The sequence below is a fragment of the Microbacterium sp. genome (assembly GCF_047972865.1).
GTDB lineage: Bacteria > Actinomycetota > Actinomycetes > Actinomycetales > Microbacteriaceae > Microbacterium.
On record NZ_JBKEAY010000028.1, the window covers coordinates 1 to 10,336 of the forward strand.

Annotated in this window: 13 protein-coding genes; 8 read left to right on the forward strand and 5 right to left on the reverse strand. The window is 69.0% G+C overall.

Annotation, left to right across the window (positions count from 1 at the left end; translation table 11 throughout):
- Positions 1-170: 170 nt before the first annotated feature.
- Together ACK5KK_RS01600 and ACK5KK_RS01605 are read left to right on the forward strand one after the other, a co-directional pair.
- Entirely contained in the window at positions 171-488 is a 318-nt protein-coding gene (locus ACK5KK_RS01600) for a helix-turn-helix domain-containing protein (RefSeq protein WP_416888341.1), read from the forward strand.
- Between the two features lie 2 nt (positions 489-490).
- Positions 491-994, forward strand: coding sequence for a hypothetical protein (locus ACK5KK_RS01605; RefSeq protein ID WP_416888342.1), 504 nt, complete (start codon positions 491-493; stop codon positions 992-994).
- Between the two features lie 759 nt (positions 995-1,753).
- Here ACK5KK_RS01605 and ACK5KK_RS01610 read toward each other — a convergent pair.
- A complete protein-coding gene (locus ACK5KK_RS01610; RefSeq protein WP_416888343.1) occupies positions 1,754-2,443 on the reverse strand; it encodes an aspartate/glutamate racemase family protein in 690 nt (229 codons plus the stop codon).
- A gap of 101 nt (positions 2,444-2,544) precedes the next feature.
- Between ACK5KK_RS01610 and ACK5KK_RS01615 the strand changes: the two genes are divergently transcribed.
- On the forward strand, positions 2,545-3,441 hold the full coding sequence (locus ACK5KK_RS01615) for a hypothetical protein (RefSeq protein WP_416888344.1): 897 nt from the start codon (positions 2,545-2,547) through the stop codon (positions 3,439-3,441).
- Positions 3,442-3,473: 32 nt separating this feature from the next.
- Complete coding sequence (locus tag ACK5KK_RS01620) at positions 3,474-4,637, forward strand: acyl-CoA dehydrogenase family protein (protein WP_416888345.1); 1,164 nt, start codon at positions 3,474-3,476, stop codon at positions 4,635-4,637.
- Positions 4,638-4,658: 21 nt separating this feature from the next.
- Here ACK5KK_RS01620 and ACK5KK_RS01625 read toward each other — a convergent pair whose 3' ends face one another.
- The 4 genes from ACK5KK_RS01625 to ACK5KK_RS01640 form a co-directional block, all read right to left on the reverse strand.
- Complete coding sequence (locus tag ACK5KK_RS01625) at positions 4,659-5,939, reverse strand: serpin family protein (RefSeq protein ID WP_416888346.1); 1,281 nt, start codon at positions 5,937-5,939, stop codon at positions 4,659-4,661.
- Positions 5,940-5,990: 51 nt separating this feature from the next.
- Entirely contained in the window at positions 5,991-6,284 is a 294-nt protein-coding gene (locus ACK5KK_RS01630; protein ID WP_416888347.1) for a DUF2277 domain-containing protein, read from the reverse strand.
- A gap of 103 nt (positions 6,285-6,387) precedes the next feature.
- Positions 6,388-6,987 (reverse strand): DUF305 domain-containing protein, encoded by a 600-nt coding sequence (locus ACK5KK_RS01635; protein ID WP_416888348.1) that lies wholly within the window; start codon positions 6,985-6,987, stop codon positions 6,388-6,390.
- 90 nt (positions 6,988-7,077) lie between these two features.
- Positions 7,078-7,509: a DUF6153 family protein gene (locus tag ACK5KK_RS01640; protein ID WP_416888349.1), complete on the reverse strand. Its 432-nt coding sequence runs from the start codon at positions 7,507-7,509 to the stop codon at positions 7,078-7,080.
- Positions 7,510-7,786: 277 nt separating this feature from the next.
- Between ACK5KK_RS01640 and ACK5KK_RS01645 the strand changes: the two genes are divergently transcribed.
- The 4 genes from ACK5KK_RS01645 to ACK5KK_RS01660 form a co-directional block, all read left to right on the forward strand.
- Positions 7,787-8,662 (forward strand): LLM class flavin-dependent oxidoreductase, encoded by an 876-nt coding sequence (locus ACK5KK_RS01645; RefSeq protein WP_416888350.1) that lies wholly within the window; start codon positions 7,787-7,789, stop codon positions 8,660-8,662.
- A gap of 35 nt (positions 8,663-8,697) precedes the next feature.
- On the forward strand, positions 8,698-9,321 hold the full coding sequence (locus tag ACK5KK_RS01650; RefSeq protein ID WP_416888351.1) for a class I SAM-dependent methyltransferase: 624 nt from the start codon (positions 8,698-8,700) through the stop codon (positions 9,319-9,321).
- Between the two features lie 419 nt (positions 9,322-9,740).
- Positions 9,741-9,905 (forward strand): hypothetical protein, encoded by a 165-nt coding sequence (locus ACK5KK_RS01655; RefSeq protein WP_416888353.1) that lies wholly within the window; start codon positions 9,741-9,743, stop codon positions 9,903-9,905.
- Positions 9,906-10,120: 215 nt separating this feature from the next.
- Positions 10,121-10,336 (forward strand): hypothetical protein (locus ACK5KK_RS01660; RefSeq protein ID WP_416888352.1); only part of this gene is annotated, 216 nt, incomplete at its 3' end.

Below are 10,336 nucleotides of genomic sequence, written 5' to 3' on the forward strand. Positions count from 1 at the left end.
AAAGGGTGTCGACGTCAACCACGGCCAGACACCCAGCATCCGCCCGCACAGGCGAGCGGACAAGAGGCGACCACCCTCTACTCTCGACCCCCACGACGCGGGTCACCCCACCCGACAGCTCAGATCCGTTTGGAATCGATGACGAGACTCCGGGAGAGCGACGCGCACGGGTGCTTGCTGAGCACGATCTTCAACTGCTGTGGCATCTAAGGCATATCCGAGAGAGTCTCGGCGTATCGCAAGCCAAGCTCGCGGAGAGGATGGGCGTGTCGCAACCAGCGCTGGCGGCATTCGAGAGCCAGGGAAACGATCCGAAGCTGTCCACGATTCGCCGCTACGCACACGCGCTTGGGGTCATTGTTGATCACGCTGTGGTGATTGATAGTTCTGAAGGCGACGAGTCGGCCACGTCTTGGGGAAGTTCTCAGATCATCCATCTCGCCGGCCGCAGCGCCCAGCGTGCGGTTGCTCGTACTGGCTGGCATTGACGGTGAGTGAGGAACTCGGCGTCGAGACGATCGAGTCGCTAGTTGAGAAGCTTCGCCTGACTGAGGTCGTCTATTACGGAGTCGGCGCAAAGCTCCGCGCCGACGACGCACCGTTTGAGTCTCCCGAGGGGGAGTACAGCACTGACTTTGGGTTTCGCACCCGGCACATCGGGATCGAGTTTGGGGCGCGCCTTACGGTAGAGGTGCATGCCGAGCAAGGCGACGTGACCGTCGATATCGCGTGTGAGTACGTCTCAGATGCGCCCCTTCGCATCCCACGCGAAGTAGCGTACGAGTTTGTCAACAACGTCACTCTGATGCAGGCGTTCCCGTACGTGCGCGAGGCGGTCATGACGCTCACGTCTCGTGTCTTCCGGTCCCCGCTCTTACTGCCCGTGCTGCTCCGGGGCGCGCTCTCCTTTTCATCGGATGGTGATGGCCCGGATGTGTCCGACGGTGCCGCGGCTCTCGCCGCACAAGAGGCAGCGGAAGATGGGGTCTCGTAGGAGATCCGAAGTCCGCCGACGGGCAAAAGTACGACCCGCGCGCGTAACGCGGTCCTTAAGCGCGCACATCGAGCGCACCAAGGCGTCACACAGCACGGCACATACAGGTCTCACCGGACGCCCCGCCCGGTGAAGTGCTCGGGAGGGGCACCCGAAGCGGTCGCCGAGTTCGCGTCGGCGATGTCCTGCTGACGACGGCGCGCCGGGTGAGACTCACGATGGCGAGGCGACACGCTCCGCGCGGCTGAACCGAATCCCTCGAACACAAGTGAAAGGACTCCACCTCGCTCGAGGCCGCCACACCCGGCAGTGAATTTTACGATTCACCTGGGTTTTTCCGGGCCATTCATACAAGAATCTAGTTCGAGTCGAACTGGACGCGAACTCGGTTCGCACTCAGTCCTCACGAGACACCATGCATAGGGCGGCACTCGTCCGCGCCGGTATCAGCTCGGTGCGCTCGCCCTCCTGAGGATGAAGGGGCAGCCGCAGAGAGGCGGAGGGCATGAGACTCGATTTCACCTCGGGACGCATCATCCCGGTCCACGGAACCATCCTCGTTCCCTGGCTGATGAAAAAGCCCACGTGGATCGACCCAGGGCACGCGCTGCACGACAAGCTGCGCGCACGCTACCCCGCGGCATCCGTGGAGGGCTTCCGGTGGCGCGGCGGCAACCTGCACGCCGATCGCGTGCGCGCCGCCGCCGAGCTGACCGAGCGCATCGACAACACCACCGAACCGTTGCTCATCGGTCAGAATCAGCCCAGCGCGAAGTCGACGGCCGCCGCCACCTGCAGCGCGGTCGTCGGGAAGACCGGTACCGGGCTGTCGTCCTGCGAGACGAGCAGTTCGATCTCGGTGCAGCCGAGCACGATGCCGGCGGCCCCGGCATCGACCAGACGCCCGATCACCGCGCGGTAGCGGTCGCGGGAGGCCGGGGCCACGATGCCGTGCACGAGCTCGCCGTAGATGATCTCGTGCACGGTGCGCCGGTCGTCGGCGTCGGGAACGAGGGTGCGGATGCCGGTGCGTGCCAGCCGGTCGCGGTAGAAACTCTGCTCCATCGTGAACGCGGTGCCGAGCAGCCCGATCGCGTCGACCCCCGCCCCCGCGACCGCGGCCGCTGTCGCATCGGCGATGTGCAGGAACGGGATGTCGACGGCGGCTTCGATCTCATCGGCCACGAGGTGCATCGTGTTGGTGCACAGCACGAGGCACTCGGCCCCGGCGGACTCGAGCGCGCGGGCTCGGGTCGCGAGCCGGCGCCCGGCCTCCGGCCAGTCGCCGGCGGCCTGCAAGGCCTCGACCTCGGCGAAGTCGAGCGAGTCGAGCACGATGCGCGCCGAGTGATATCCGCCCAGCCGCTCGCGCACCGCGCCATTGGCGCGGCGGTACCACTCCGCCGACGACTCCCAGCTCATCCCGCCCAGCACGCCGATCATCCTCATCCCCGCCAGTGTAGGGCTGGCTTCGGGTCCCGCGCCTCGGGTGCGCGCCGGGGTGGGCGCCGGATGTCGGAAGGCCGTGGCACCGTGGATGTGGGGGTGCCATGTACCAACTTCTCTGGATCGCCGGCATCAGGATCATCATCTGGGCCGCGCAGCAACTCGCCTCTGCCGCGGCGGCTGGCTGGCGGTTGGGTGAACTGTTGTGGCGGCAGCGCACGGCCGCGACCGACCCCCTGCAGTGGTTGTTCCGGCTACGGAATGTGCTGGGCCTCGTGGTCCTGGCTACCGCCTACCTCGTCTGGCGCCCGGATGCGATCGATGGGTGGCAGGCGATCAACCACGGGATCAACGACCGCTTCGCCGCCGCGCTGCCGCTGGTCGCCGCGGTCTTCCTCGCCGCCGCGGTGCTCGTCTCGTGCGCCCGCCGAGGCCGACGCCGGCACATGTTCACCAGCGCGATGATCCCCGTCGCGACCGTCGTGATCACCGCGCTGGGGATCACCGTCGCGACTCTGGCCATGTGGGGTCTCTCCACCGCGACCACGTCCCTGGCCACCTCACCTCCGGCCGATGACGGCTACCGCATCCTGATCTTCCTGATCATGTTCGTCGTGGCGCTCGCGATGCCGTTCCTCACGACCGCGGCGCTGACGCTGATCGCCGGGTTCGCGTACCACGCCGTGGGGTCCGCGTTTCGCGCGCACGACGCGCATCCGCTCATGCCCGCGCTCGTGTCAATCGCGGTGGCGGCGTGGACCATCTGGGTCAACGTGGCGCAGTTCGCGGCCGGAGCGACGGGGGTCTTCCCCTTGCCGGTGCAGCTTGCCCTGACGCTTGGCGGCCCGATCATCGTCATCGGGCTCAGTGTGTGGCAACTGCTGCGGCTCGGCAAAGTCCACTCGCTGCGCGACCCCTGGTGGCGCACCGATGACAGTCGGCTCTCCCGCCTCGCGCTTCGTGCGACGGACCTGCGACGGCGAGTTCCCCGAACCTATTGAGATTGACAATAGTTGTTTCCTACAATCGATTCATGGTCAACGTAGCCGTGCCGCGGACGATCTTCGATGAGTCCCATGAGCAATTCCGTGATGCCGTCCGTGAGTTCGTCAAGCGCGAGGTCACTCCGAATCTCGACGCGTGGAGTGCCGCCGGCCGCGTCGACCGTTCCCTGTTCCGCAAGGCGGCCGAGGCCGGCCTCATCGGCATCACCGCGCCCGAGGAGTTCGGGGGCGGTGGGGTGGCGGACTTCCGGTACAACGCGATCGTGATCGAGGAGATCGCCGCGGCCGGTGCGACCGACGTCTCGATGTCGATCAGCGGCGAGAACGACCTCGTCGCGCCATACCTGATCGCCTTCGGCACTCCCGCCCAGAACGAGCGCTGGCTCGCGCCCATGATCGCGGGCGAGAAGGTCGGCGCGATCGCGATGACCGAACCGGGCACCGGGTCCGACCTCGCCGCGATCGCGACGACGGCGATCCCCTCGGGCGACGAGTTCGTGCTCAACGGCGCGAAGACCTTCATCTCCAACGGCCTGCTCGCCGACTTCTACATCGTGGTGGCCCGCACCGACCCCGCCGCGGGCCGCGACGGCATCAGCCTGGTGGTCGTCGACGCGGACACCCCCGGGTTCACCCGCACCGGGCCGCTCAAGAAGGTGGGGCTGCCCGCCCAAGACACCGCGGAACTGTCGTTCGTCGATGCCCGCATCCCGCGCGAGAACCTCCTCGGCGCCGCCGGGGAAGGCATGAAGAACATGCGCCGCAACCTGGCGATCGAACGGTTGAGCATCGCAGTCACGTCGATGGCGCGCATGCGCGCGACCTTCGATGCTGCCCTCGCGCACGCGCGCGACCGCACGGCGTTCGGCCAGCGCATCATCGACTTCCAGGCGAACCGTTTCTACCTCGCCGAGCTCGCCACCGAGATCGAGGTGACCCAGACGTTCATCGACCGGTGCATTCTGGATGCCGCGGACCACGCGCTCAGCGAGACCACGGCGGCGATGGCGAAATGGTGGGCGACCGAACTGCACCAGCGCGTCATCCAGCGTGCCGTGCAACTGCACGGCGGGTACGGGTTCATGCGCGAGTACGCGGTCGCCCGCGACTACATGGACTCGCGGGTCGCGACGATCTTCGGTGGCACGACCGAGATCATGAAAGAGATCATCGGGCGTCAACTCGCACGATAGCCGGTCGGGTTCTCCGCAGCCTCAGGCGCGAGGGTCGCGGACGGCGGCGGTGAACAGCATCCAGTTCGTGTCGTTGTGGGTGACCTGGAACAGGAATGGCCGGTCGAGGCGCAGCACGTGAGGCGGGTCGACGCGGGCCCCCGTCGCGGCGGCGCCGAGTTCGGTGACCGCCGCGGCCACGGTGCCCTCTTCGTCGATCCGCAGCACCGCCTGCTGTGTCGCCTGGCTGACGCAGAGGTCACCGGGCGTGCCCGCGATGCCCGACAGGTCGGCGTTTCCCGCCGAGCAGGAGAGCGTCCCGATGCCGAGGTCGCCGAGCACCTCCAGCACGTCGACAGAGCCCGAGGTGTCGATGACGGGGATCGCGAGCTCGACGGATTCGGCGGTCGCCGCGTCGAGTGCGTCGTCGAGAGCGGCGAGCAGTCCCGGTGACGCCGCAGCCGGGTCGGTTCCCTCCGGAGGCAGGATGACGTCGGCGTGCAGCGCGGCGACGTAGGGCAGCCGCGCCGCACGCCACCCGTCCACCTCGGCATACGCCACATCCTGGAGCCCGCGCATCGTGTCGACGTCGACCCGTTGGCCGTCGGAGAGGGTGAAGGGCTGCTCGGAGGTCACGTTCGGGTCGAACGGCCGCTCCCATCGCGCCGCGAGCAGAATGCTGTCCTGAAAGACGACCCGTAGCCGATCGTCGGGCGTGATCGCCGACTGTGGAATGAGTCCGCCGGTGTGGTGGTTCACCCAGGCGTCGAGCACCTTCTTGCCCTCTTCGCCGCCGAGGTCGACCTGCTGGACGCCGGCGTCGTACACGTCGGCGAGGGTTTCCAGGAAGGTGTCGTCGACGGTGAAACCCTCGTCGATGACGACCTGGTCGGCGAGGTGCACGATCGGGTCGTCGGGGATGTCGTCGCCGGTGGCGTCCTTCGGGTCGCCGTCGAGGGGAGCCAGGGCCCCGCGGAGCGCCGCGAAGGCGTCGCGGCGCTCCGCTCCCGTTCCCCCGAGCGCCGTCTCGAGCTCGGCGAGGGTGACTCCCCGGGCCCCCTCGCTCAGCATCGATAGCGCGACTTGCAGGCTCGACGGTGACACCACCGTGTTGCCCTCGTCGGCGGTCGCGGCGAGCACAGCCATCCCGAGCACGCGCGACGCGTTCGCGACAGCGGCCAGCGCCGGGGCGTCGGCGAGTGCCACCGTGCGCGCATCGACGTCAGCGCGCATGGTGCCGGCATCCGCGGAGCCCGCGCTGGAGGCACACCCGCTGAGCATTCCGATACTGACGACGGCCACAACCGCTGCGAAAGGTCTCATAGCCGTTCAGTGTCCCCGCCATACCGATCGTCTCGACCTGAAATGCCGACATCACGAGGCGGTGCGAATGCGCACTTCCCGCTCCATGCGTTTCTCGTGGCGTTCCCGCCCCTTGAGCGCCTCGATCTCGCGGTCCTTCGGCGGCGCGTTCGTGACGAGGTCATCGAGCAGCCGGCGTGTCGCCACGGCGATCTCCTCGACCGCGCGGTCGAACGCGGCGGTGTTGACGCGCGAGGGCCGGGTGGATCCGCTCACTTTGCGAACGAACTGGAGGGCGGCCTCGCGCACTTCGTCGTCGGTCGTCGCCGGCTCGAAGTTGTGGAGGACTCGGATGTTCCGGCACATGCCGCGACAGTACCGCGCGCCACCGATGTCCGGTACCCGGCTTGCTCGCGCGCGGCGGCGTGGGGTGCCGGGGGCGACCGCCCGGCACCCCCTGCCGGGCACGTCAGAGCTGGTCGATCAGGTCCTGCATCTCGGCGACCTCGACGGTCTGGGAGTCGGCGATCCCCTGCGCCATGTCGACGGCGCCGGAGTTCTCACCGTCCTGCACCTCGGCGCGGGCCATGGCGATCGCGCCTTCGTGGTGCACGATCATCTGCGTGAGGAACAGCCGGGATGCTTCGGCGCCGGTGGCCGCCTCGAGCGCCGCCATGTCGTCGTCGCTCATCATGCCGTCGCCGTGATCCATGCCTCCCATGGCGTCCGCGTCGGCACCCCACACGTTCAGCCATGCCTCGAGCTGGTCGATCTCGGGCTGCTGGGCCGCCTTGATGTTCTCGGCGAGGGTGACCACCCGGTCGTCGACCCCGTCCTTGGCGAGAATCAGGTCGGCCATCTCGACGGCTTGCTGGTGGTGCGGGATCATCATCTGCTCGAACATGACGTCCGCGCCGTTGAAGTCGGCCGCCTGCGCAGACGGCGTCGGGCTGGCGCCCTGCTCGTTGACGGATGTGACGCCGGTGCTCGAACCGGTGCCGGAGCACCCGGCGAGGGTGAGAGCAACGGCGAGGGCCAGGGCGGCGGTTGCGGACGTGCGAGTTTTCATCAGAGTTTCTCCAAAAGGTGTACGTGGGTTATGGGAAGGCGCGGCGGTCGATCGACCGGCGCAGGAGGCGGCGTTGTCGCCGGCCCCGATTCACGTACGACTGATGCAGAGGGCGACGCGCGACTGTCGCTGCCACGGGATGGCCGCGACGGCGCCGAGCACTGTCGGCAGGACGGGCCCAGGCGGACGCCACGATGAAGAGCTGTGCGGGTGCCGGAGCAACAGCACCGTGACCATCAGGGCCAGCACGCAAGCCATGAAGATCATCTCGGCGTGGCCAGGGCCACAGTCGATGCATGCTCGGTGGCCGGCTTCCCCGGCGGTGGCGTCGTGGTGGTCGACCATGGATGCCGTGACCGCCGAGACCGTGGCCTTATCGGTGTGCCCCGCGGTGTGGGTGGTGAGCGCGTGCATGGCGAGGAGCCCAGCGATGACGGCGACGGCGAGCGCGACCAGCAGCAGCATCGTGCGGATGGCGGAACCGTCGACGCGGACCCGGTCTCGGAGCGCGATCAGCGACATCTGACCACCATGGATTCACCCTACGCCGCGAGCCTGAACGGCTGCCGGGTCCGATGAGGCAAGCGGCCTGCGGGCGGTCTGCAGACAACCCCGTGACGGGCGCGGGCCGATGAGGCGCAGCAGATGGCATCCGCCGCACCCCTCCCTGCACGCCGCACAAGCCCAACGGCCGGGAGGCGGCAACCGGCGCCGTCCGGCAATCGGCGGCGCGGCGGGCCGAGCCCGGCTCACACGGGCGGATGACGGGACACCGGACGGTGTCGGGCAGAATCGGCACATGCGTATCGGCGTCGTCATCCTGCCTCAGCGGCCGTGGCCCGAGCAGGCGGAGCTGTGGCGCCGGGCCGAGGCGTACGGCTTCGATCACGGCTGGACGTACGACCACCTCTCGTGGCGCTCGCTGGCCGGCCAGCCCTGGGGCGCGACGATCCCGACCCTCGTCGGTGCCGCGCTGGTGACCGAGAGCATGCGGCTGGGGACGTTCGTCGCCTCGCCGAACTTCCGTCACCCGGTTCCGTTCGCGAAAGACGTCGCGACCCTCGATGAGATGGCGGGCGGGCGGTTCACGCTCGGAATCGGAGCGGGTGGTACCGGGTTCGATGCGACGGTGCTGGGTTCGCCCGTGCTCGCGGCTCGCGACCGGCACGACCGCTTCGTCGAGTTCGTCGGCGCGCTCGACCGGCTGTTGCGGTTCGAGGTGCCCGGCAGCGGGGGGATCGACGTCGCGGGAGAGTGGTTCACCGCCGTCGGCGCGCGGATGGTCGGCACCCCGGCGCAGCAACCCCGCATCCCCCTGGCGGTGGCCGCGAACGGGCCGCGCGGCATCCGGTTCGTCGCGTCGATCGCCGACGCGTGGGTCACGACCGGACCGGCGGCCGACTCGGACGACGCGTGGTGGCGCGGGATCGCCGCCCTCGCCGCCCGCGTGACGGATGCCGAAGCCGCCATCGGACGGACGCGCCCGCTCGATCGCATCCTCTCGATCGACAGCGGACCGGTGTACTCGCTGTCGAGCGCGGCCCGGTTCGCGGAGTGCGTCGGCCGGGCGAGCGAGCTCGGGTTCACCGACGTGGTCGCGCACTGGCCCCGCACCGACGGCATCTACGCGGGCGACGACGCGGTGCTCGAACAGGTCGCCCCCGCCGCGCGGTGACCGCGGCAGGCCGGGTCGGCCGGTAGCCTCGTGGCGTGCCCGACGTGACCACGGCGTACTCGGCCCGCGCCGCCGAGTACATCGACTTGTTCGGGACGACGGATGCGGCGCACCCCGACGACCTGCGCTGTGTGGTCGCGTGGGCGCGGTCGGTGACCGGCCGGGTTCTCGACGCCGGGTGCGGGCCCGGTCAGTGGACCGCCCGCCTCGCGAGCCTCGGCGTCGACGTCCGTGGGATCGACGTCGTGTCGGGGTTCATCGACCACGCCCGGTCGACCTCCCCCGGAGTGCCGTTTCGTCTGGGCAGCATCGATGCGATCGACGAGGCGGATGCGGCGCTCGGCGGCATCCTGTCGTGGTTTTCCACCATCCACCACGACCCGGCCCGCATCCACGTGCCGCTCGCCGAGTTCGCCCGCACGTTACGCCCCGGCGGAGGCCTGCTGCTGGGCTACTTCGATTCCGAGGCGGTGGAGCCGTTCGACCACGCGGTGCTGCAAGCCTTTCGGCGGCCCGCCACAGTGCTGCGGCGGATGCTGGCGGATGCCGGGTTCGAGGTGATCGAGACCCACCGGCGGGCCACGCCCGGCCAGCGCCCCGTCGGCGCGATCGTCTGCCGGCGGGACCTCGGCCGCGCGGGGGTCCGTCCGCCGGGGTGAGCTCCGCCGGGAGAGCTCCGGCGCGCCGCTGTACGGCGCCCTGCGGGCCGTCGTGGCAGCGGGCCGCACCCCCGTTCCGCGGGGCCGCCGGTGAGGTTAGTCGCGGGGTCGTGCCGGGTCTGGGTGAAGGGCACGCCGTCCGTCGGGCGACGTCGAGGACGCCGCGATCGTCGCGCGTCTCCTGGACGCGTTCAACCGGGAGTACGAGGTGCCGACACCCGGGGTGGATGTGCTGGCATCGCGGCTGAGCAGGTTGCTTGCGGAACCATCGACCCTCGCATACCTTGTGGGGAATACAGGCGTCGGTGTCGCGCTGCTGACGCGGCACCCCCATGTGTGGTACCCCGGCGAGGTCGCCCTTTGGATGAGCTCTCTACGTCGTTCCGGAGCAACGCGGACACGGTCTGGGCTCGGTTCTGATCGAGCGACTTTTCGGGGAAGCGGCCGATCGCGGCGTCTCGGCGATCGAGATCAACGTCGACGAGGAGGACGTCGGCGCGCATCGCTTCTTCGAAAGACATGGCTTCAGCGGCATGGATCCCGGTACGGGAGAGCGCGCCTTCTTCTACTCGCGGGAGCTGTGATCTGTGTGTCCGCACGCGCAGCGACGCGTGCGTCAGCGGCCCCAGCCGGGCTTAGCAGCCGGGCCCGGTGGGGTCTTCGATGCAATCGTGCTCGACCAGAGCGTTTCGCACCCCGTACACCTGGACCGGCGTGCCCGCCGTCGGGATCTCCAGGATCCCCGGGGACCGCAACCCAACCGCCACCGAAGTCCACCTCAGCGGTGTACTGCACGACGGTGGACACCGTGTACTCGCCCCGCTCCATGTACACATGGCTGGTGTCGGTGAGGGTGAACTGCGGCACGCCCAGGTCGTCCCACGAACGGCCCGTCGAGGCCGAGTTCGTGCGGGTTCCATCCCCGTGCGTGAAGACGTATCCCGTGGGCATGAACCTGACCTGCACCGGATGCCCGAACAACTCCCCCGACACCACATGGACACTCGACGGCGCC

Bases quoted from the DNA above. Each gene is read 5' to 3' on its own strand.
- ACK5KK_RS01620 (WP_416888345.1), top strand. From the start codon at position 3,474: ATGGTCAACGTAGCCGTGCCGCGGACGATCTTCGATGAGTCCCATGAG.
- ACK5KK_RS01610 (WP_416888343.1), bottom strand. From the start codon at position 2,443: ATGAGGATGATCGGCGTGCTGGGCGGGATGAGCTGGGAGTCGTCGGCG.
- ACK5KK_RS01640 (WP_416888349.1), bottom strand. From the start codon at position 7,509: ATGTCGCTGATCGCGCTCCGAGACCGGGTCCGCGTCGACGGTTCCGCC.
- ACK5KK_RS01630 (WP_416888347.1), bottom strand. From the start codon at position 6,284: ATGTGCCGGAACATCCGAGTCCTCCACAACTTCGAGCCGGCGACGACC.
- ACK5KK_RS01635 (WP_416888348.1), bottom strand. From the start codon at position 6,987: ATGAAAACTCGCACGTCCGCAACCGCCGCCCTGGCCCTCGCCGTTGCT.
- ACK5KK_RS01645 (WP_416888350.1), top strand. From the start codon at position 7,787: ATGCGTATCGGCGTCGTCATCCTGCCTCAGCGGCCGTGGCCCGAGCAG.
- ACK5KK_RS01615 (WP_416888344.1), top strand. From the start codon at position 2,545: ATGTACCAACTTCTCTGGATCGCCGGCATCAGGATCATCATCTGGGCC.
- ACK5KK_RS01625 (WP_416888346.1), bottom strand. From the start codon at position 5,939: ATGAGACCTTTCGCAGCGGTTGTGGCCGTCGTCAGTATCGGAATGCTC.